This window comes from Asaia platycodi JCM 25414, from assembly GCF_000614545.1.
GTDB classification, from domain to species: Bacteria; Pseudomonadota; Alphaproteobacteria; order Acetobacterales; family Acetobacteraceae; genus Asaia; species Asaia platycodi.
Genome location: NZ_BAKW01000001.1, coordinates 413,400 through 435,100, shown reverse-complemented (window position 1 = coordinate 435,100; position 21,701 = coordinate 413,400). Strand labels below are relative to the sequence as shown.

Here is a 21,701-nt window from a genome sequence, read left to right as displayed (position 1 = left end):
CTTTTCCTTGTTATTTTTGCTTATTTCTTAAGCGAGTCGACGAATTTTTCCAGCCAATGAATCGTGTAGTCACCCTTCTGGAACTGTGGGTCGGCCAGAATCTTGCGATGAAGCGGAATGACCGTCTTCACGCCATCCACCACGCATTCATCCAACGCACGCTGCATGCGCGCAATGGCTTCGGCGCGCGTCGGGGCGTGAACGATCAGCTTGGCAATCATGCTGTCGTAATAAGGCGGCACGCGATAACCGGCATAGATAGCGCTATCGATACGCACACCGAGCCCGCCCGGCGCGTGGAAAACCTTGATCGTGCCGGGGTTCGGCATGAAGGTCTCGGGATCTTCGGCGTTGATACGGCACTCGATGGCATGACCGCTGAAGGTCACGTCCGACTGCTCGTAGCCGAGAGCCTGCCCAGCAGCCACGCGGATCTGCTCACGCACCAGATCGACGTCGCAGACCATTTCGGTCACGGGATGCTCGACCTGAAGGCGCGTATTCATCTCAATGAAGCAGAACTGACCATCCTGATACAGGAATTCCAGCGTGCCGGCATTGCGATAGCCCATCTTCTTGAGCGCGGCGGTCGCCGTCTCGCCGATGGCATCACGCTCTTCTGCGGTCAGCACGGGCGAGCCAGCCTCTTCGAGCAGCTTCTGGTGACGACGCTGAAGCGAGCAGTCGCGCTCACCGAAATGCACGACATTACCATGCGTGTCGGCCATGATCTGAAGCTCGATATGACGTGGTTTGTCGAGATATTTCTCGAGATACACCTCGTCATTGCCGAAGGCAGCACGCGCCTCGGTGCGCGCCACCGACCAGGCTTCTTCGATCTCGGCTTCGCTCTGCGCCACCTTCATGCCACGACCGCCGCCACCGGCGGCTGCCTTGATCAAGACAGGATAGCCGACCTGGGCAGCCACTTCGCGGGCAGCAGCGAGATCACGCAAGGCGCCATCGGAACCCGGCACAAGCGGCACGCCAAGCTCACGCATGGTCGTCTTGGCCATGATCTTGTCGCCCATTGTACGGATGTGATGAGCCGTCGGCCCGATGAACACGAAGCCGTGCTCTTCGACCGTTTCAGCGAAATCGGCATTTTCCGACAGGAAGCCATAACCTGGATGGATGGCTTCGGCGCCGGTGATCGTGGCGGCCGAGAGAATAGCCGCAACGTTCAGGTAGGACTCACGCGAGGATGGCGGCCCGATGCAGACCGCCTCATCCGCCAGTCGGACATGCATGGCGTCGGCATCTGCCGTGGAATGCACGGCAACCGTTGCAATGCCCAGTTCACGGCAGGCGCGCAGGATGCGAAGCGCGATTTCGCCGCGATTGGCGATCAGGATCTTGGAAAACATCTGGCCCCAGACTCAGTCAATGATGCTTATTCAATGATGGCGAGAGCTTCGCCAAACTCAACCGGGTCGCCGCTGGCCACCAGGAAGCGCGTCAGCGTGCCGCTGCGGGGCGCCTTGATCTGATTGAAGGTCTTCATGGCCTCGATCAGCATGATGGTCTGACCGGCGGTCACGCTCTGGCCTTCGTGCACGAAAGGCGGTGCGGCCGGATCGGGCGTCAGATAGGCGATGCCGACCATCGGGCTGCTCACAGCGCCGGATGATTGGCGGCATCGACAGGTGCCGGGGCCGCAGCCGCTACAGGAGCCGCCACTGCAGGCGCCGGGGCCGCAGCATGAACGATCTGGCCGCCAGCACTACGCACCACGCGGATGCGGTTGTCCTTTTCGGCAACCTCGATTTCGGTCAGACCGGTTTCGGTCAGGATGTCAGCCAATGCCCGGATGGCATCTGCGTCCACGAGCATACGGCTCATCGTTCGTCCTCGTCTTCGATCATGTCATAAAGTGCACGCAATGCCATGGCATAGCCACGCACGCCAAACCCGCAGATTACGCCAATGGCGGCCTGAGAGGTATAGGTATGATGGCGAAAGGCATCGCGGCGATGGATATTGGAGATATGGACCTCGACCGTCGGCAGCCCCGTCGCGAGCAACGCGTCCAGAAGTGCGATGGACGTATGGCCGTAAGCCGCCGGGTTGATCACGATACCACGCGCCCGCCCTCGACACTCCTGAATCCAGGAAACGAGTTCGCCTTCGATGTTCGTCTGACGAAAATCGATGGCGACGTCGAGCTGCTCGGCAGCCTGAATGCAGACCTGTTCAAGGTCGTCCAAGGTCGCATGGCCGTATATTTCCGGCTGGCGCATACCGAGCATGTTGAGGTTGGGGCCGTTGAGCACGGCAATCATCGGGCGAATCATGAGTGCAGCCCGTAGCACTTTCGCTTGGGCCGTAAAAGCCTTCCCGCTTCAGAGGGCGAGATTACGCCTCATTCCTGCCGCGTTTCTCCGTTTTTGTGGTGGACAGGAAACAGACGGCACTCTCTTTCTAACGGGTGTGGTTTCATAAAAAGACCCGGATACACATCACGATTTCGCGTTCCGGGCCGATCGTGTTAGGGTCGCTCCTCGCCGTCCCGGCTTGTCGGGGCATTCGATCGTTCGGAGTTACTGAGCAAAAGGCTGTTAGCTGTCGTGAAATCCTCCAAAAGCAGAACGCGTACTTTCAGATCCACGGAACGCAGAAAAATGCGTCTCCGCGCCCGAATCGGAGGTTTGGCTCTGCTTTGCACGGCTTTTGCGCCGAAGCATAGCGCGCATGCGACTGGCAAGACCGATGTCACCACGATTACAGGCCCCTCTGCGGAACACGCTCCTTGGGCTTCTTCCGTCAAGCTGGCTCTTGCTCGTCGCGCCCATCGCATCGCCCTTGCCAGTCATAATGTACTCGCGTGGTCAGAGCACGGGGTCGCAAGCTGGTACGGCAAGCGTCTGGTAGGACATCGCACCAGCAGTGGCGAGAGGCTCGACAGCCATGCCCTGACAGCAGCCCACCCGACCCTGCCGATGGGCTCGAAGGTTCTGGTGCAGAACGAGGATACGGGCCAGTCCGTCATCGTAACTGTCAATGATCGTGGTCCCTTCAACAGCCGCATCATCGATCTGTCTCATGCAGCAGCCGCAGAGATCGGCATGTTGGGAAGCGGCACTGCGCATGTGAAGCTGGCGCCCATTCCGTCGGATACGACGATTGCGGAAGATCAGCCGCTCGAAGTGGCCGAAGCCGAGGCTGAGGATACCAACGAGCAGGCTCTAGATGCCGTCACGCCGGTTGTAACCCCTCATGCCAGCAAGGCGCCGGCCGCGCACCACTCACGCCGTCACAAGTAAAAAACGAGGCTGCCTCTCAGAAGAGAGCCCCCCTCTTGTTTCGCCATTGAAAAGGGCGTGGACCTCTCGGTTCACGCCCTTTTTCCATTCCAGACAATGTTGCGTTGCTCCGCTCCAGCTCAGACCTCGGAGGCCGCCGCTTCCGACGGCTCAGCTGTTGCCTGAACGCGGGTAAGCCCGGGGACTTTGGGGTTGAAGCCTTTCATACGGTCTTCAAGACCAGCATTCAGCTCAGCCCCGAAAAGCACGACATAGGTGCCCACGAAGAACCACATCATGATGGCGGCGACAGCACCGAGGGGGCCATAGGTGGATCCGTAGCTCGCGAAGTGACTGACGTAATAGGAGAAAGCAAGCGATGTCAGCACCCATAGCAGGGTCGAAACGAGCGAACCCGGCACGATCCAGCGCCAGTCGGGCTTGTCGCGGCAGGGGCCGTATCGGAACAGCAGCGTGACCGCGATGAATACGAAGAGCAGCATCAAGGCAGGGGCGCCGAAATGCACGATATAACGGGTGCTGTAGCTCATCAGATAATCGGTGAGATACAGGATCTCGGGTGGGAGATTGCGCAAGCCGAAGCGATTGAGCAGATCGGGCAGGTAATCGACCAGAGCCGGGAAGGCGACCATCAGTGCTAGCGTAAGGCACGCGCCGATTACCGCCCCGAATGTGACCCCTAGCGCGAGAAACTGGAACCGGAAAAAACCGCGTGTCTCCAGAACATCATAGGCAAGGTTCAGCGCCGACAGCACTGATTTGGTGCTGGCAGAAGCCGACCAGAGCGCAATCGAGATAGAAAAGATCAGCCCATGGTCAGAGAGGCATGAGGTTGACCGATCAGGGTGTGGATCTGCGAGGCGATCAGCTCGAAGGCCGTCGGGGGTAACAGACTGCGCAACACGTTGAGTTGCGGTTCAACGGTCTGCAGATCGAAAACCAGCCCATAGACCGAGATCAGCGACGTGATAGCCGGAAAGAGAGAGAGCGTCGCGTAAAATGCGCAGCCTGCCGCCGAGAGACTCGTCTGGCTGGACCCGAGATTGCTCAGCGTCTGGCGCAAAACGAGCTTCCAGCCACCAAACGGCATGTGGATAGGACTTTTCGCCCCTGTGCCCGGCGCTTCGCGACCGAGCGCCTCGACAGTGTCCCCTTCCGATAGGCCCGACGCAGCTTCACCATGCGCCGCATGGTCGCCAGAGACTTTCCGTGCTTCGACCGCGCCGCCCGATTCTGCCGCTTCCTGTGACATCTGGCTTCGTAGGGTGGGGGTTTCGTCCACGCAGTATTCCTTCCTCTGGTTGGCTCGATCCCTGCCCCCGCTATGCATCATTGATGCACCCCGGGACACATGATCTGTCGCTGCCTCTCTATAGTTACGCAAGGCGCATGATACCAGCATGACGCGGTGGCGGCGGAAACGTTGCACCGCGTTTCGCGTTACGGCGGCGTGACCATGCGTCCAGTGCAGAAAAAAGAATTGGGGTCCATTTTTTAGTTGCATGAGGGGGGGTTTGGTCCCATATGCGCCCCACGCAGCAACGCACGTGCCACTGGCCCTCTGTAGGTTACGCAACGACGTCAAGCGTTCTGGCAATCGGGCTGATCCTGCTCTTTCTTGAGCAACCAGCCTCGTCCTGATCGCCGGTCCGTTCGACCGTTTCGCAACAATTCCGCCCGTGGAGATTCGGGCGGATTTCGGGAGGAGTGACTCATGACTCCGAAAATTGTCCGCTATCTTGCCGAGCAGCAGCCGGCTACCCCTTGCCTGGTCGTTGATGTCGACCACGTCGAAGAGCGTTATCACGCCCTGCGTGATGCCCTGCCTCTGGCACATATCTATTATGCCGTGAAAGCCAATCCGGCCGCGCCCATCCTGGAGCGTCTGGTGCGCTTGGGCTCGTCTTTCGACGCAGCCTCCATCGGCGAAATTCATCAATGCATGGCTGCCGGTGCGCAGGCCAGCCAGATCTCGTTCGGCAATACCGTCAAGAAGGTCTCTTCCATTCGTGAAGCCTTCGGTCTGGGCGTCGATCTCTTCGTTTTTGACAGCGAAGAAGAGCTGGCCAAACTCGCCGAGCATGCGCCCGGCTCGCGCGTGTTCTGCCGTCTGGCCGTTGAGAATGAAGGCGCCGACTGGCCGCTTTCGCGCAAATTCGGCACGACAATTGCCCACGCGAAAGACCTCCTGCTTCAGGCCGTTGATCTCGGGCTGGAGCCCTATGGTCTCTCCTTCCATGTCGGCAGCCAGCAGACCAGCACGGCCGCTTATGAAGCGGCCATTGCCAAGGTCGCCATGCTGTTCACGGATTTGTCGGCAGCAGGCATCGACCTGAAAATGGTCAATCTCGGCGGCGGCTTCCCGGTACGTTATCGCGACGACATTCCCGAGATCGAGCAGTTCGGTCTCGCCATCGGCCGCGCCATGACCGAGCATTTCGGCAATGCGCTGCCGCAAATGCTGATCGAGCCGGGCCGCTTCATGGTGGCAGAAGCAGGCGTTGTCTCGACCGAAGTCGTACTCGTCAGCCGCCGTGGCGGCAAAGAGAGCGACCCACGCTGGGTCTATCTCGATATCGGTCGCTTTGGCGGTCTGGCAGAGACCGAAGGCGAGGCGATCCGCTATCGTTTCCGCACGCCACATGATGGCCTGCCCACTGGTGAAACCGTCGTGGCCGGTCCGAGCTGCGATGGCGTGGACATCATGTATGAGAAGAACCGCGTGCTGTTGCCGCATGCGCTGACGTCAGGCGACCGCATCGAATTGCTGACAACCGGCGCCTATGTCACCACCTATTGCTCGACCGGCTTCAATGGTTTCGCTCCGCTGAGCGAGCATTACATCTAAGCCCGAAAGGGCTGCCTCTTCCCGAGGCGTTGCGATCGGAACACGAAGCGCCCGCGACCGGAACATTCCGCCGCGAGGCGCCTTTGCTGTTTTCGGCGCGGCCGCGCCATTCAACGGCCTCTACAGACCCGAAAACCGCGAGTTCCCTCACCGGGAAGGATGCCCTAGTTTCGGGCTCCCTCTTCCTGTTGTTGTCGGTTGTCTCATGAAGCGTCGTGATTTCCTGCTCTCCAGCCTCGTGACCGGTCTCGTTCTTTCCGATGCGACACGAGCCGCCCCGACAGCTCACGGCGAGGGTCATGTCGGCGCCTCAAACAGCCTGACCGATGTTGAGGGGCTGACCGTCGGACAGGCCCAGAGTGCAGAAACACGCACCGGCGTGACGGTCATTCTGCCCGATAATCCTGCCCCCTGCGCGGTTGACGTGCGCGGCGGCGGCCCCGGCACACGCGAGACCGATGCCTTGAATGGCTGGAATCTGGTGCATCGAATCGATGCCCTCACCCTCTCTGGCGGCTCGGTCTACGGGCTGGCCGCCGCCGATGGGGTGGCGGCATGGCTCGGCGCCAGAGGGCGCGGTTTTGCCATGAAGCGGGTTGAGGGCGTGCCTGTCTCACCGATCGTCCCGGCGGCTATTCTCTATGATCTCGATAATGGTGGCGATAAATCCTGGGGCGAGACACCCCCTTATCGGGCCCTCGGTATGGAAGCCGTGCGCCATGCCGGGCGTAGTGTAACGCTCGGGACGGTCGGCGCGGGGTATGGCGCCATGGCCGGTCGGCTCAAGGGCGGTATCGGTACGGCCTCCTGGGTGAGCCGTGACGGCTATACAATCGGCGCCATCGTGGCGACCAATAGTCTGGGTTCTGTCACCCTGCCGCATGAAAAACATTTCTGGGCGGCCCCTTTCGAACAGGAAAGCGAGTTCGGCGGTCTTGGCGTATCGCCGTCGCGAATTGCGCCGGAAGACTTGAGCGGCACCAAACTAGACCCGCAGCCACGGGCAAATACCACGCTGGCCTGCATCGCGACCGATGCCAGGCTTACGCAGGATGAGCTCAAGCGGATTGCCATGATGGCGCAGGACGGACTGGCGCGCGCCATTCATCCCGTTCATTCGCCCTTCGACGGCGACACGATCTTTGCGCTCACGACAGGCCTCAGGAAGGTGCCCGAAGAAGGGCGTGCCCTGCTTGTCGCGCGACTTGGCAGCATCGCTGCCGATGTGCTCGCCCGCGCGTGGCGCGTGGCGTCTATAGCGCGACACAGCCCCCCGGCATGAAATCGACCCTGTGGTCCAGCCTGCCCGGCTGATGCTCTCCAAGCAAGTCACGCGTCGGTGACGCAACGGCGCTGCGTCCTGCGCCTTTTCTCTTCATGCCATGGCGATACGCGCCATGCTGAATCTGGCGCGATCGTGTCCTGGCAGAGCGCCTTGCGCTGACTGACCTTTGCAGGCGGCCTGCGTACATCGTGTTCCCCGTGAAGCTTCGGCAGACGTCGCGCATACGGAGCCTGCAGCTGATCACGTTAGGTTCAGGGGATCTCGCATCGTTGGGAGGCATGTGGTTCACTTCCCGGCCAGCGGTTTCCCGTGAAACCACAAGCTTCATGTCTGGAGACAGGCCCATGACCAAAACGCTCTCCATTGCCCTTTCGGGGCAGGATCTGCTCGATCACCCCTTTCTGAACAAGGGTCTGGCCTTCAGCCGGATGAGCGCGATGCCTTCGAGCTGCATGGGCATTTGCCGCATGCCGTCCAATCTCTGGATGAGCAGGTCGAGGCGGCGCTGAAATTTCTCGATGCCCTGCCCTCGCCTTTCGCCCGCCATGTGCATCTGCGCGAGTTGCAGGACACGAACGAAACGCTGTTCTATGCGCTACTCACCCGCAAGATCGATACAATGCTGCCGCTGGTCTATACGCCAACGGTTGGCGAAGCCTGTCAGCGTTTTTCGGAAATCTGGCAGCGCCGCGCGGGCTTTTCCTCAGCTATCCCGAGCGCGAGTCGATGGAGGATATCCTCTCGAACCCCGCCTATGACGATGTGCGCGTGATTGTTGTCACCGATGGCGAGCGCATTCTGGGCCTTGGCGATCAAGGTGCAGGCGGCATGGGCATCCCCATCGGCAAGCTCTCACTCTATACCACCTGCGCCGGCATCTCGCCTGACCAGACCCTGCCGATCCTGCTCGACACCGGCACCAATAACGAGGACCTGCTGCAAAACCCGGCCTATATCGGCTGGCGCCATGAGCGTATTCGGGGCGCGGAATACGACGCCTTCATCGAACGTTTCGTAACCGCCGTTCAGACACGCTGGCCGCATGTTGTTCTACATTGGGAAGATTTCAGCGGCGTCAACGCGGCCCCTCTTCTCGAACGCTATCGCGACCGGCTGTGCACCTTCAATGACGACATCCAGGGTACGGCAGCCGTCACCACCGCGGCCATTCTGAGCGCTAATGCCGCGCATGACGGCAAGCTGAAAGACGAAACCATTGTCATGCTCGGCGCCGGTTCGGCAGGTGTCGGCATTGCCAACCTGCTGCTTCAGGTCATGCGTGACGAAGGCGCAACGGAAGAAGAAGCGCTGGCGCGTTTCTATATGCTCGACCGCAAGGGCCTGCTGACGGAAGGGCGCAAGGGCAGCAACTCCGGGCAGGAGCTTTATTCGCGCAAGGATTGGGGCGATCGTGGCACCGATCTGGAAACCGTCATTCGGGAAACGAAGGCCAGCATTCTGATTGGCGTGTCGGGCGTCAAAGGACTCTTCACCGAGGCTCTGGTGCGCGAGATGGCCGAAAACTGCAAACGCCCGATCATTTTCCCCCTTTCGAACCCGACCTCGCATTCGGAAGCCACGCCGGAAGACATCATGCTTGGTCGGAGGAACGCGCGCTGGTCAGCACCGGCAGCCCCTTTCCGCCGCTCGATCTGCATGGCCGCACACATCGTGTCGACCAGACGAATAATGCCTATATCTTTCCCGGTCTCGGGCTCTGCCTACTGGCAACCGGTGCCACACGCGTGACGGATGCCATGTTCATGGCTGCGGCACGGGGGCTTGCTTCGCTTTCCCCACTGCGCAGCAACCCGGACGGCAATCTGCTGCCGCCAGTCACGCAAATGCGAAAGGTCGCACTGGCTGTTGCCGAAGCTTCCGCCAGACAGGCGCGTGAAGATGGCGTATGTCCTCATTTCAGTGACGAGGAACTGCATGACCGCATCCAGTCTCTCGTCTGGACGCCCGAATATTGTGTTTATGAGAAGATCTGACATGACCGACACACGGATCGAGAGCGACGGCCTCGGCGAAATCGCCATTCAGGCCGACAAACTCTGGGGCGCGCAAACGCAGCGCTCGCTTCATTATTTCAGCATCGGCCGCGAGCTGATGCCACGCGAGATGATCGAGGCCTATGCCATCGTCAAGCGCGCCTGCGCGAGTGCCAACCATCAGAGCGGTCGTCTGGGCGAGACGCAATGTAGGCTGATCACTACGGTCTGTGATGAAATCCTGGCCGGTCAGCACGCCGACATGTTCCCGCTTCATGTATGGATGACCGGCTCAGGCACCCAGTTCAACATGAACATCAACGAGGTCATTTCGAACCGCGCCTGCCAGCTTTCCGGCGAGGCTTTGGGCAGCAAGCGCCCGGTTCACCCCAATGACCACGTCAACATGTCGCAATCGTCCAACGACAATTTCCCGACTGCCATGCATGTGGCTGTGGTTCTGGGCAGCCGTCGCAGACTGGTTCCGGCCCTGACCCGCCTGGCGGAATCCATCGAGGCCAAGGCCGAAGAGTGGAAGGATATCGTCAAGATTGGCCGCACCCATATGCAGGATGCCGTGCCGGTCACGCTGGGTCAGGAATTCCACGGCTATGCCGGTATGCTGCGCGAAAACATCGCCCGCATTCAGGAAGCCGAGAAAGGTCTCTACCTCTCGCTCTTGGCGGCACCGCACTCGGCACCGGCATCAATACCGATGCCCCCTTTGCTGGTCGCGCCTGCGCTGAGATCGCGCGCCTGAGCGATGCGGCCTTCATCAGCGGCGAAAACAAATTTGCCCTGCAAGGCGCGCATGATGCGCTCGTACATTTTTCGGGTGCGCTCCGCACCACGGCAGGCGCGCTCTACAAGATCGCGAACGACATCCGCCTTCTCTCCTGCGGCCCGCGCGCCGGCTTTGCCGAGCTTCATCTGCCCGAAAACGAGCCTGGCTCGTCCATCATGCCGGGCAAAGTCAACCCGACCCAGGCCGAGGCTCTGGCCATGCTGGCTGTGCAGGTCATGGCCAATGACGTGGCGGTCGGTTTCGGTGGTGCCGGTGGTCTGCTGGAAATGAACGTCTACAAGCCGCTCATTATCCAGAATATCATGCAGAGCATCACCCTGCTGCATGACGGCAGCGAGAATTTCCGCACCTTCCTGATTGAAGGCACCAAGCCGAATCTCGCTCGCATCGAGCGCTATGTGGCAGAGTCCGTCATGCTGGTGACAGCCCTTGCCCCCACCATCGGCTACGACACGGCCTCAAAAGTCGCGCATCACGCTATGGACCATGACTGCACGCTGAAAGAGGCTGCCCTGGCCCTGAACGCGGTAAGCGAGGCCGACTTCGACCGTCTGGTCGATCCGCGCACCATGCTGGCACCGAACTTGAAGGGGAAGTAAGGGAAAGCGGGGCTCTGCCCCGCATCCCGGAAAGGGGCAGAAGCCCCTTTCATCCCGTTTTTATTTAACCGTAGTGTTTGTGCTGATGAACTCTGTAAACCGCTACTGCCCGTTTCTCAGATACTCCTTGGGCTAGAAAGCGGCTGACCGGGTCAGTAAACCTTGGAAGCAAAACACCGCCACGCAATCGGTGACGGAAAATATCGTCAACTACCTCATGTGAAGCTTCTCAAGGCACTGGCACATCGCGTTACGTCTTCTGTGACCGAGGCAACACCTCAGGCCGCTTTCAAAAAGAACTTCGAGACAGAAGCTTGCGGCCAGTCATACCGCCTGAACGCTACGAGATGGCGGACACCAGTCCATGGCGGGCGTATCGCCACGGGTATCTTGTTAGGAACACCTTGGCACTTTGCAGGAACTCTGGACCTGACAAGTGCTAGAATTCTGCATCGATAATTGCCTGATCCAGATAAGGCATAATTTTCGAGAGGTAGGAATACGTCTCGCAGTATTTTTTCTCAGCCATATACGGCCTATCGAAAACGTCAGTCACGACTTTTCCCAGTTGTTCATCACTACCGGATAGTAAGACGTGCGCGTCAGAACCTCCATATGAAACACCTGGATGAATTCGGTAGCAATCAGCGAGTTGGTCAATCCACAATTGACTTCTGATTGAAGCCAACTTCATAGGCTCGAGCTTATGCTTGCGAAACAATTCGTTGTAAACGACCGTTGCGTTTTCAGCAGATCGCCTCTTAATCGCATCAAGATATCCATCAGGAAAAGACCCATCGATGCGCTGACTACTGTGATCACTGGTTTTCGAGAGAGCTTCGCGAATATAGGCGCCCAAACCCGATACTGACAGTGGAAGATCGATGTGCATTACGGGCGTATCAGGATCACTAGTCGATGTGTCAGCAGCCCATTGAATGCTAATGAAACACTTCTTCGTCCTTTTTAGTTGAATGCTCCGCCGCCTATCTATCTTTTTCCACGTCTCAAATTGATTAAGCATCGCACTCTCTTTTGGTCTGGCAACGAGCTCAAATTGATCAAAATTGACTGACCATCCATGTTCAAACCACTTCCCGTTTTTCCGTCTATAAGCAACCTGTCCTCCCTGGCGCCCGGAGCCAGGGTCGCCGCAATCCAGTATCAATGCAGGTCGGCCACGCATGAAATCAGGCCCCAAAATCCATCTCTGTTCGTCCGCTGTTGCCTGTTCGGCCACCGACCTCTTTGGCCTGACAAGATCCCCGATCAAAAAATTATCGCTCAAATCCAGCCTCCAAACTCTATTGCCTTGCACTATCACCGCACCACGAAACGGCGTTCAAAAACCTTTTTTTACCGACAAAGCGCTGTATTATCACTAATTACTACAATACTCACACATTCAATAAAAGAGACGGCTGGCTCGCCTTGAAACGGTATAGCTGGGCGCGTCATATGCACATTCCAATTGGATCGCTTCGCGCATTGCACCCCCTTCCGAGATTGTTATACTGTTCCAAACTCGAAAGGACTTTGCATGTCGCGCAAGACACTTGTTGCGGCGTTGCTGGCTTCGGCCTACTTCGCCCTTCCCCTTCTCCCCGCTGCTCATGCGGCTGAGCCCGCCAAGAGCGAGGCGCCGAAGGAGGGATTGGCGGCGCTGCTGCCTGCGGATTCCATCACCAAGCATCATCTGACCGCAGGCGGCCAGAGCATTGCCTATACTGCCCATGCGGGCACGGTCACGCTGCGTGACAAGGAGGGCAAACCCTCCGCCAAGGACTTCTACGTGGCCTGTACTAGGGACGATGCGAATGCCCAGACGCGCCCGGTCTCATTCTTCTTCAATGACTCAGTTAATTAATAGCCTCTTAGCCTTACTTTGGTCGCTTTGCGCCGAAGCGCAGCGCGCCTTTCTCAGGGGCTCAGGCGATTTTCCAAGGCATCCTGCTCCTCATGCAGCGCTCTGGAACGCGCGCGCCCAAACCAGCCAGATAATCCCTGTTCGCTTCTGCCTCCTTCCGCCACGCTTCACGATCAATCGTCATGAGGGGGGCCAGATCGTCTTCGTGTATGGCCAGACCATCCAGATCGAGCTGCCTTCAGCGGGTACGTTGCCAACCGGCGTGGCGACCGCTTCTGCTGAGCCTTCCAATCTTTCGACAATCCATTTCAGCACACGAATATTGTCGCCAAAGCCAGGCCAGATAAACCGGCCGTTTTCATCGGTTCTGAACCAGTTGACCATGAAGAAGCGCGGCATATGGGCTTTGTCGACCTGCTCGTTCTGCGCGAAGCTCAGCCAGTGCGCGAAATAATCGCCCATGTTGTATCCACAGAACGGATTCATCGCGAACGGATCGCGGCGCAGGCTTCCGAGATCGTGCTCTGAGGCCGCCGTGCTCTCCGAGGCGAGGGTCGCGCCCATATACACGCCATGTTCCCAGCTGAAGGCTTCAGTCACCAGCGGCACAGCGCTCGCCCTGCGTCCGCCCACCAGAATGGCTGAGAGTCTGACGCCTTCGGGGCGGCACCATTCCTCAGCGAGGGACGGGCATTGCTCGATAGGCGCCGTGAAACGGGCATTCGGATGCATGGCGGGGCCGGAATCCGGATCCCATGGGCGACCACGCCAGTCTGTCAGACCCTGAGGCGGTGTATCGGTCATGCCTTTCCACCATACCGTGCCCTCTTCGGTCAGGGCTGCATTGGTGAAAATGCTGTTGGCCCGCATGGTCTGCATGGCATTGCGATTGGTTTTTTCGCTCGTGCCGGGGGCCACACCGAAAAATCCGGTTTCCGGGTTGGAGGCGTAGAAATACCCATCGGCCCCGACGCGCATCCAGCAGATATCATCACCCAGTGTCTCGACTTTCCATCCCGGCAAGGTGGAATCGAGCATGGCGAGATTTGTCTTGCCACAGGCACTCGGAAAGGCACCCGCGATGTAATGAACCTTGTTTTCCGGCGATGTGACCTTGAGAATGAGCATATGCTCGGCAAGCCAGCCTGATCGCGCGCCATGACGGAGGCAATACGCAGCGCAAGGCATTTCTTACCCAAGAGGGCATTGCCGCCATAACCTGAACCGTATGACCAGATCTCACGGCTTTCCGGAAAATGGAGGATCCATTTTTCATCGTTGCACGGCCAGCCTGTATCCGGCTCGCCCTTGCTGCGCGGCGCGCCGACAGAATGGATACAACGGGCAAAAAACTCGTTCTCACCGAGGGTTTCAAGCACGTCACGGCCAATACGCGTCATGATGCGCATGGAGAGAACCGCATAGGCGCTGTCAGTCACCTGCACGCCAATAACCCGGTTTTCTGCCTCGATCGGTCCCATGCAGAACGGCACGACATAGAGCGTGCGCCCGCGCATACAGCCTTTAAAAATTGCCTGCATCTTAGCGCGGCCTTCTTCGGGCGCTATCCAGTTATTGGTTGGCCCGGCCTCTTCCTTCGAAGCAGCGCAGATAAACGTCCGGCCTTCAGTGCGCGCCACGTCATTGGGGGCGGAGCGCGCCAGATAGGAATTGGGATAATGCTCGGGATTGAGCGCCACCATCGAACCGCGCGCGACCTGTTCGGTGGCAATCCGGTCCCATTCAGTTTGCGTTCCGTCGCACCAATATATTCGGTCGGGCTCGCAAAGGGCGGCAATTTCTTCAACCCAGAGACGCACATGCGCAGGAATGTGCAGCGTATTTTCCCGCGTATTTCCTCGACGCTTACCATCAATATGCATTGATTTTCTCCCTGTATGAAGAAAATCAAGCCGATATTGACAAAGAAACCTAATTCGAATTTCTGATGCGATATAAGATTTTGTTTTCCATCGCACCGTCTTCTCTCAGTCTTTAGAGCGGGGTACATGGCAGATCACCCTTCAGGGACAGATTCCGTTCACCGTGTCGTGACGAGCAGTCAGGCCGTGCCCGAGCTGAATTTGCGCCATATCCGCGCCGTGATTATCGCCGCGCAGGAAAACAGTCTGAGCGCTGCCGCATCGGCGGTCGATCTCTCACAGCCCGCCCTCACCCAAGGCATAGCCAGCATTGAGACAAAACTCGCTGTCCGGATTTTCGAACGCCTGCCTCACGGGCTGAGACTCACGCGGGAGGGAGAGAAAATTGTCATCCGCTTTCGCCGTGCGCTCGATTATCTCGGCGATGGCTTAAAAAGCAGCAGCGTTGGTCCTCGCCGCCCAAACCGGCCGGAGAATCATCTGACCCTCGTGCAGGTCAAGGCGCTCCTCCTGCTCTCCGAGACAGGCGGCATCGCGGCGGCAGCCGTATGGGCGATCTGTCGAAACCCGCCATTCTCCGCCCTCTGAAAGCGCTCGAGATGCTGAGCCAGATCGAGCTTATGGAGAAAAACGGACGTATTCTTACCCTGTCCCGCGCCGGTCATCTTATGGCCAGAAAATTCAGGCTCGGCATCAATGAACTCGTCATTGCGTGCGTGAGGCGACGCGCCAGGCAGATCACATTTCAATCGGTGCCATGGCGCTTGCGCGCTCCATGCTGCTACCGGTCGCATTGGCGGAACTGGCGCGCACTGCGCCTCTTGCACGAATGAATGTCGTCGACGGCTCGGCCCGAGAGTTATTCTCCGCCCTGCGCAACGGCGTGCTCGATCTTGTTATCGGTGCCCTGCGCGAAGAGCCCCCTCCCGAACTGCGTCAGGAGCTTCTCCTGCGCGATCGTATCGCCGTGATCGGCAGAGTTGATCACCCTCTCGCAGGACGCAGGCCCAGCCTTGAAGACCTCGCCCAATACCCATGGATCGTCGGGCCGCACACATCCTATCTTCTCGAACGGTGGCAGCAGATTTTTGACCGCGCCAGTATCGAGCGCCCCAAGGCACCAATACAATGCGCGTCGGTTACAACCATACGTGGCGTTCTGACACGTAGCGATTTTCTGACCCTGCTTTCCCGCGATCAGATCGCCATCGAAATGGCGGCAGGATTGCTCACCCCTATCGAATCCGAGATCCCCGACACCATACGCACGATCGGTGTCTTTACGCGCAAGGGCTGGTTGCCCAGCGCGTTGCAGGAACGATTCCTGACCCAGCTCCGCAACATAGCGAAAACGCTGCATACAGAACGCGCGTGACAGAAACGTACATCTCGACGCGAATAGATCAGCAGGCTCACGAGGGTGCGGAAATATCCTCCGGCGCATTTCAAGACATGGCTGATAGCAGGACGATGGTCAGCGCAAAGCGCGAAAACCATCGTCCCAACCGGGTTGTTACTCCCCAACCTCTGACGTCAGGATACGGGCAGCTTCGTCTGATCGAAGCGCCCGGACTAGGCCGATCATGTAGAACGTCAGCACAATGGAGAAGGGCAAGCCACAAAGAACGACAGCCATCTGCATGGCGTCGAAATTGCCGGCGATCAGAAGCCCGAGACTGATCACTGCGATAGCGGCAACCCAGACGAGACGCATCCAGACCGGCGCATCCTCATCCGGCGCACTATCGCGCATCGACAGGCTGGCGATCATGAAGGCGCCTGAATTCACCGGGGTCAGAAACAGCACGAAGCTCGCGAATACCGCGACCGTGGCAATAACATCGCTCAGAGGCAGGGTTTCGAGCAGACGATAAAGCGCCATCGGAGGATCGTTCTGGACAGCATCGACCAGCACGGCACCCGCGCCACTCCTGACGAGATCGATCGCTGTATTGCCGAAAATCGCGAGCCACACGAGGGTGAAACCAAGCGGGATGAAGGTGACACCAAGCACAAGCTGCCTGATTGTGCGCCCCTTGGAAATACGCGCGATAAACAGGCCGACAAAGGGTGTCCAGGCAATCCACCACGCCCAGAAAAAAAGCGTCCAGGCCGCCATCCATTTCTCAGCATGACCATAGAGATACATATTGAACGTCGATGGAATAAAGGAGGCCAAATAATCGCCCGTGTTCTGCACAATCCCCTGAAAAATATGCTCCGTGGGACCGGTGCTCAGAACGAAAAGCAGGATACCACACAGAATAGCCAGATTGACGTTTGAAAGCAGGGCGATCCCCTTATCCACTCCCGCCACAACCGTCACCGCAACGGCCATCATCATGACGATTGTAATGGTGATCTGGACCGGCATGGTCATCGGGATGCCAAACAGGTGATGAAGCCCGAATGCACCAGAAGCGCACCGATGCGACATTGGTCACCATTGACACCATGGTGGCGAGCACACCCAGACAATCGACCAGATCGCCGAGGCTGCCATTAATGCGATCACCAAAGATCGCCACCAGCGGTGAGCGCAAGGCAAGCGGCAGACCCTTGCAATAGGCAAAATAGGCAAGGGTCGTCGCGACCATTGCATAGAGCGTCCAGCCATGCAGCCCCCAATGAAGGAAGGTCAGGGCCATAGCCCCATGCGCGGCCTCCACCGTGGCTGCAGGCCCTTGCGGCGGCTTCAGATAATGATCGAGCGGCTCATACGCACCATAATAGATGAGCGCGATGCCTATCCCTGCTGAAAACAGCATCGTCGACCATGAAAGCGTCGAGATCGCCGGTTTCGACCCCGGTTCCCCCAAGAGCACATCGCCATAACGTGAAAAGGCGAGCCAGCAGACAAGACCCATGCAAACGGCAATGAGCACCATATAGAACCAGCCGAACGCGCCCACGACAACAGACTGGGTCAGATCGAGCGCGGTCCGGCTCTGTGACGGCCAGAGCATGCACGCCAGCCCTGCCAGCGTCGTGATAACCGCCGAAATAAAAAATACCGGCCTGTTAACACTCATTTTTTTCGATCTCATACATGACGCAACTTGGGACGTCATCTGAGTGCTCCATCTCTATTCTGCTCAGATCAAGCTGCCAGTCCCCTGACTGGATACAGACCGCCATACCGAGTGTCCCTCTCAACGCTCCTGTTATTCTCATCACGCCAGTTGTGACCGGGCAGACTCGAACGCAGGGTTGAATTACATCTTGGTTATCTTTATTGAACGCTCAATCAAATTAAATCTTTCGGGAGGTGGAGCTTACATGCCGAAAGTTGGAATGCAGCCTGTCAGACACCAGCAGCTAATCGACGCCACATTCAAGGTAATCGAGGATAGCGGCCTTAGTGACGTCACACTTTCCTCCGTCGCAACGGAAGCCGGTCTGTCAGCAGGTATTGTTTCACACTATTTCGGCAACAAGGATGGATTACTTGAGGCAGCCATGCGTCAGATTCTCAGGGATTTGCGCGAGGCCGTTCTTTTCCATTGCATCCACGCGCGGGATCAAACGCCGCGAACTCAGCTCAGGGCCATCGTTCACGGCAATTTCGCCCCGAGCCAGACAAGTCCAACAGCCATGCGCAGCTGGCTCGCCTTCTGGTCGGCCAGCCTGAACAACCCTCAATTCAAAAGATTACAGCGTGCCAATGACAGGCGTCTGCACTCTAATCTCGCCTATCAGTTCGGGCGAGAGATGGACCGGAAAAGCGCACGCAATGCCGCAACCGGCCTTGCAGCCTGATCGATGGCCTCTGGCTTCGTGGCACGCTCGCCGGAGGGCAGTTCGATACGGAGCAGGCTCTCAGCCTCGCTTTCGATTTCATCGACCAGCACTTCCCCTCACCCGATCGCGGCCCATCCGCAAACCTCACTAAACGGAAAAAATCATGACCACGCAGAGCGAGCCGCTTTTCATAAACGGCACACATGCCCAAACGAGCACCGGGCGCACAATCGAAACGGTCAACCCTGCGACAGGTGACGTTATCGCCAGCGTGCAGGTGGCAGGCGCAGAGGAAATAAATGCGGCAATAACCAGCGCGGAAAAAGGACAGAAGATCTGGGCTGCAATGACAGCCGTCGAACGGTCGCGTATTCTCAACAAGGCTGTCGCCATTCTGCGCGAGCGCAACGATGAGCTTGCCCGACTGGAAAGTCTCGATACGGGAAAGCCGTTCTCGGAAACCAGCACGGTCGATATCGTCACCGGCGCGGATGTTCTCGAATATTATGCGGGTCTGGCCCCTGCCATTGAGGGCATTCAGGCGCCCCTGCGTGAGACGAGCTTCTTCTACACCAGACGTGAGCCGCTCGGCATTGTCGCCGCAATCGGGGCCTGGAATTATCCCATCCAGATCGCGCTCTGGAAATCGGCGCCCGCGCTCGCTGCTGGCAATGCGGTTATTTTCAAGCCGAGCGAAGTGACCCCTCTCACCGCGCTGAAACTCGCAGAAATCTATACTGAAGCCGGTCTCCCCGATGGTGTTTTCAACGTCGTCGTCGGGTCAGGCAGAGAAGTGGGCAGCCTGCTGACTTCAGACCCCCGTATCGACAAGGTGTCTTTCACGGGCAGCGTCCAGACCGGCAAAAAAGTTATGGCCGATGCGGCGTCCTCAAGCCTCAAGGACGTGACGATGGAGCTTGGCGGCAAATCGGCGCTGGTTATTCTGGAAGATGCCGATATCGCCCGTGCTGCCGATATAGCAATGATGGCGAATTTCTACAGTTCGGGTCAGGTGTGCACGAACGGAACGCGTGTCTTCGTTCCTGCGTCGCTTAAAAAGGCGTTCGAGGCTGCGGTCGTTGAGCGCGTTGCGCGCATTCGCGCAGGCGATCCAATGGATCCCGCAACCAATTTCGGCCCGCTAACGAGCTTTGCCATATGGACTCCGTCCTGAGGCATATCGAAGCAGGCAAAGTCGAAGGGGCCACGGTTCTGGCTGGGGGTCATCGACTGACGGGCGCAACATTCGACCGTGGTGCCTATGTTGCTCCAACGGTCTTTACCGATTGCACCGACACCATGCAGATCGTCCAGGAGGAAATCTTCGGGCCGGTAATGAGCATCCTCACCTATGAGACCGAAGACGAGGTCATCGCCCGTGCAAATGCCACGAGTTTCGGGCTCGCTGCGGGTGTCGTCACCCAGGATATCGCTACGGCCCATCGCGTCATCCACGCCATGCAGGCGGGTATATGCTGGATCAACACATGGGGTGAGAGTCCGGCCCAGATGCCTGTCGGTGGCTACAAGCAATCCGGCATCGGACGTGAAAACGGTATTCAGACCCTGCTCGCCTATACCCAGGTGAAATCGATACAGGTCGAGCTCGCTCCCTTTGTCTCGGTATTCTGATCGCAGATCACGCCGACACTTGCAAAACTGAAATAAAACCAAGACGAGTACGAAGATTATGGCCAAGGAATACGACTACATCATCGTAGGCGCCGGTTCTGCCGGTAATGTGCTGGCTACGCGCCTGACCGAAGATGCCCATGTGAGCGTGCTGCTCCTTGAGGCTGGCGGCCCGGATTACCGCTTCGATTTCCGCACGCAGATGCCCGCAGCGCTCGCCTATCCGCTGCAGGGTCGACGCTACAACTGGGCCTATCTCACAGACCCCGAGCCGCATATGAACCATCGGCGCATGGAATGCGGTCGCGGCAAGGGACTTGGAGGATCCTCCCTCATCAACGGCATGTGCTACATTCGCGGCAATGCCATGGATTACGATAACTGGGCGTCGCTCCCCGGTCTGTCGGACTGGAGCTATCTCGACTGCCTGCCCTATTTCAAGAAGGCAGAGAGCCGCGATATCGGCGGCAATGACTATCATGGCGATAGCGGCCCGGTGCAGGTAACGACCCCCAGCCACGACAATAATATTCTGTTCCGCGCCATGATCGAGGCTGGCGTGCAGGCAGGATATAACCGCACGGACGATCTGAATGGCTATCGTCAGGAAGGCTTCGGCCCGATGGATCGTACGGTCACACGAAAAGGGCGTCGTTCCAGCACGGCACGCGGCTATCTCGATCAGGCACGCTCGAGACCCAATCTGACCATTGTGACCCATGCGGTCGCTGACCGTATCCTGTTCTCCAATAACCGTGCTGTCGGTGTAACCTGGCTGCGCAAGGGCGAAAGAGAAAGCGCCAATGCCGGGCGCGAAGTCGTCGTGTGCAGCGGCGCCATCGCCTCACCCCAGCTATTGCAGCGTTCAGGCGTTGGCCCCGCCGCAATTCTGCGCGCCCTCGGCATTCCGGTGGTTAAGGATTTGCCCGGCGTCGGGCAGAACCTGCAGGACCACCTGGAAATGTATATCCAGTATGCCTGCTCCCAGCCTGTCTCACTGGCTCCCGCTCTGAAAACCATCAACCAGCCCGCGATCGGCGCGGAATGGCTCTTCCTCGGGACCGGCATCGGTGCCAGCAACCAGTTCGAGGGCGGTGGCTTTATCCGGTCGGAGCCAAGCTTCGAATGGCCCAATCTCCAATACCACTTCCTGCCGGTTGCAATCAGCTATAACGGCACCGGTGGTGTGACCGAACATAGCTTCCAGATGCATGTGGGCTCGATGCGGTCACCGAGCCGGGGCCGCATTCAGGTCACCTCACAAGACCCGAACCAACACCCCAGCATTCTGTTCAACTACATGGCGCATGAGCAGGATTGGCGGGAATTCCGTTCTGCCGTTCGAATCACCCGCGAGATCTTTGCTCAGTCCGCCCTCGATCCCTATCGCGGCCGGGAAATTTCTCCGGGACAGCATCTGCAATCGGATGACGATATCGATGCCTTCGTCCGGGCTCATGCAGAGACGGCTTATCATCCATCCTGCTCCAACAAGATGGGCACCGACCCCATGGCGGTCGTCGATCATCAGGGACGGGTTCACGAAATGGAAGGCCTTCGTGTGGTGGATGCTTCCATCATGCCGATCATTCCCACGGGCAATCTGAATGCGCCCACGATCATGATCGCGGAGAAAATCGCCGATCTCATGCGCGGAAAAGCACCGCTGCCCCGCTCGACCGCGCCCTATTACATAGCCTCCGAACACGAGAACTGATCCGGCGTGTGTCGTGAGCGTCAATCGCACGATGAGACGATGGTCGGGAGTATCCCTGCTTGCAGGG

Annotated in this window: 17 protein-coding genes and 5 pseudogenes; 12 read left to right on the top strand and 10 right to left on the bottom strand. The window is 58.4% G+C overall.

Features of this window, described 5'->3' with window-relative positions; all coding sequences use genetic code 11:
- Positions 1–20: 20 nt before the first annotated feature.
- From accC to aroQ, 3 genes and pseudogenes are all read right to left on the bottom strand, one after another.
- Positions 21–1,367 (bottom strand): acetyl-CoA carboxylase biotin carboxylase subunit, encoded by a 1,347-nt coding sequence (gene accC, locus JCM25414_RS01905; protein ID WP_025840551.1) that lies wholly within the window; start codon positions 1,365–1,367, stop codon positions 21–23.
- A 26-nt stretch (positions 1,368–1,393) separates the two neighbouring features.
- Positions 1,394–1,842: pseudogene (locus JCM25414_RS16115) on the bottom strand (acetyl-CoA carboxylase biotin carboxyl carrier protein).
- Positions 1,839–2,294 (bottom strand): type II 3-dehydroquinate dehydratase, encoded by a 456-nt coding sequence (gene aroQ, locus JCM25414_RS01895; RefSeq protein WP_023979560.1) that lies wholly within the window; start codon positions 2,292–2,294, stop codon positions 1,839–1,841. The pseudogene JCM25414_RS16115 and the gene aroQ overlap by 4 nt, the downstream one beginning before the upstream one ends.
- A 354-nt stretch (positions 2,295–2,648) precedes the next feature.
- Between aroQ and JCM25414_RS16110 the strand changes: the two genes are divergently transcribed.
- Positions 2,649–3,263, top strand: a complete 615-nt coding sequence (locus JCM25414_RS16110; protein WP_242403254.1) for a septal ring lytic transglycosylase RlpA family protein — start codon at positions 2,649–2,651, stop codon at positions 3,261–3,263.
- Between the two features lie 119 nt (positions 3,264–3,382).
- On the opposite strand, the gene JCM25414_RS16105 is transcribed toward JCM25414_RS16110, so the two are convergent.
- On the bottom strand, positions 3,383–4,018 hold the full coding sequence (locus tag JCM25414_RS16105; protein ID WP_408734857.1) for a YihY/virulence factor BrkB family protein: 636 nt from the start codon (positions 4,016–4,018) through the stop codon (positions 3,383–3,385).
- 50 nt (positions 4,019–4,068) lie between these two features.
- On the bottom strand, positions 4,069–4,545 hold the full coding sequence (locus JCM25414_RS26910; RefSeq protein ID WP_408734856.1) for a YhjD/YihY/BrkB family envelope integrity protein: 477 nt from the start codon (positions 4,543–4,545) through the stop codon (positions 4,069–4,071).
- Between the two features lie 432 nt (positions 4,546–4,977).
- Here JCM25414_RS26910 and JCM25414_RS01880 point away from each other — a divergent pair, with 432 nt between their 5' ends.
- The 5 genes and pseudogenes from JCM25414_RS01880 to JCM25414_RS16090 all read left to right on the top strand — a co-directional run bounded on the left by JCM25414_RS01880 (position 4,978) and on the right by JCM25414_RS16090 (position 10,794).
- Positions 4,978–6,111 carry a type III PLP-dependent enzyme gene (locus JCM25414_RS01880; RefSeq protein WP_025840548.1) on the top strand — a complete coding sequence of 378 codons (1,134 nt, stop codon included), beginning with the start codon at positions 4,978–4,980 and terminating at the stop codon, positions 6,109–6,111.
- Positions 6,112–6,316: 205 nt separating this feature from the next.
- Positions 6,317–7,393 carry a P1 family peptidase gene (locus JCM25414_RS16100; protein ID WP_242403253.1) on the top strand — a complete coding sequence of 359 codons (1,077 nt, stop codon included), beginning with the start codon at positions 6,317–6,319 and terminating at the stop codon, positions 7,391–7,393.
- A 347-nt stretch (positions 7,394–7,740) separates the two neighbouring features.
- The gene (locus JCM25414_RS24220) at positions 7,741–7,905 is read left to right on the top strand and encodes a hypothetical protein (RefSeq protein WP_242403252.1); all 165 of its coding nucleotides are present in this window, start codon (positions 7,741–7,743) and stop codon (positions 7,903–7,905) included.
- A gap of 110 nt (positions 7,906–8,015) precedes the next feature.
- Positions 8,016–9,390, top strand: a pseudogene (locus JCM25414_RS26300) (NAD-dependent malic enzyme).
- A gap of 1 nt (position 9,391) precedes the next feature.
- Positions 9,392–10,794 (top strand): annotated as a pseudogene (locus JCM25414_RS16090) (class II fumarate hydratase).
- A gap of 439 nt (positions 10,795–11,233) precedes the next feature.
- On the opposite strand, the gene JCM25414_RS01860 reads toward JCM25414_RS16090, so the two are convergent.
- Positions 11,234–12,082, bottom strand: a complete 849-nt coding sequence (locus JCM25414_RS01860) for a hypothetical protein (RefSeq protein WP_148300898.1) — start codon at positions 12,080–12,082, stop codon at positions 11,234–11,236.
- A 252-nt stretch (positions 12,083–12,334) separates the two neighbouring features.
- Here JCM25414_RS01860 and JCM25414_RS01855 point away from each other — a divergent pair, with 252 nt between their 5' ends.
- Positions 12,335–12,661: a hypothetical protein gene (locus tag JCM25414_RS01855; RefSeq protein ID WP_025840546.1), complete on the top strand. Its 327-nt coding sequence runs from the start codon at positions 12,335–12,337 to the stop codon at positions 12,659–12,661.
- Between the two features lie 180 nt (positions 12,662–12,841).
- On the opposite strand, the gene JCM25414_RS24200 is transcribed toward JCM25414_RS01855, so the two are convergent.
- Together JCM25414_RS24200 and JCM25414_RS24195 are read right to left on the bottom strand one after the other, a co-directional pair.
- Positions 12,842–13,849 carry a phosphoenolpyruvate carboxykinase (GTP) gene (locus JCM25414_RS24200; RefSeq protein ID WP_456303445.1) on the bottom strand — a complete coding sequence of 336 codons (1,008 nt, stop codon included), beginning with the start codon at positions 13,847–13,849 and terminating at the stop codon, positions 12,842–12,844.
- Positions 13,850–13,872: 23 nt separating this feature from the next.
- A pseudogene (locus JCM25414_RS24195) lies at positions 13,873–14,544 on the bottom strand (hypothetical protein); the annotation flags it as partial.
- A gap of 126 nt (positions 14,545–14,670) precedes the next feature.
- On the opposite strand from JCM25414_RS24195, the gene JCM25414_RS16080 reads away from it, so the two are divergent.
- Both JCM25414_RS16080 and JCM25414_RS16075 read left to right on the top strand, forming a co-directional pair.
- Positions 14,671–15,132, top strand: coding sequence for a helix-turn-helix domain-containing protein (locus JCM25414_RS16080; RefSeq protein ID WP_035442395.1), 462 nt, complete (start codon positions 14,671–14,673; stop codon positions 15,130–15,132).
- 124 nt (positions 15,133–15,256) lie between these two features.
- Positions 15,257–15,919, top strand: a complete 663-nt coding sequence (locus JCM25414_RS16075; RefSeq protein ID WP_051535622.1) for a LysR substrate-binding domain-containing protein — start codon at positions 15,257–15,259, stop codon at positions 15,917–15,919.
- A 138-nt stretch (positions 15,920–16,057) separates the two neighbouring features.
- Here the strand turns inward: JCM25414_RS16075 and JCM25414_RS25700 are convergent, their stop codons facing one another.
- Both JCM25414_RS25700 and JCM25414_RS25695 read right to left on the bottom strand, forming a co-directional pair.
- The gene (locus JCM25414_RS25700) at positions 16,058–16,924 is read right to left on the bottom strand and encodes a BCCT family transporter (protein WP_199897566.1); all 867 of its coding nucleotides are present in this window, start codon (positions 16,922–16,924) and stop codon (positions 16,058–16,060) included.
- Positions 16,845–17,576: a BCCT family transporter gene (locus tag JCM25414_RS25695; RefSeq protein ID WP_199897565.1), complete on the bottom strand. Its 732-nt coding sequence runs from the start codon at positions 17,574–17,576 to the stop codon at positions 16,845–16,847. The genes JCM25414_RS25700 and JCM25414_RS25695 overlap by 80 nt, the downstream gene beginning before the upstream one ends.
- Positions 17,577–17,823: 247 nt before the next feature.
- Here JCM25414_RS25695 and betI point away from each other — a divergent pair, with 247 nt between their 5' ends.
- The 3 genes and pseudogenes from betI (at position 17,824) to betA (ending at position 21,634) form a co-directional block, all read left to right on the top strand.
- Positions 17,824–18,303, top strand: a complete 480-nt coding sequence (betI, locus tag JCM25414_RS16065) for a transcriptional regulator BetI (protein WP_242403248.1) — start codon at positions 17,824–17,826, stop codon at positions 18,301–18,303.
- Between the two features lie 145 nt (positions 18,304–18,448).
- A pseudogene (gene betB, locus JCM25414_RS16060) lies at positions 18,449–19,917 on the top strand (betaine-aldehyde dehydrogenase).
- 58 nt (positions 19,918–19,975) lie between these two features.
- Positions 19,976–21,634, top strand: a complete 1,659-nt coding sequence (gene betA, locus JCM25414_RS16055; RefSeq protein ID WP_035442393.1) for a choline dehydrogenase — start codon at positions 19,976–19,978, stop codon at positions 21,632–21,634.
- The last annotated feature ends 67 nt before the right edge of the window (positions 21,635–21,701 follow it).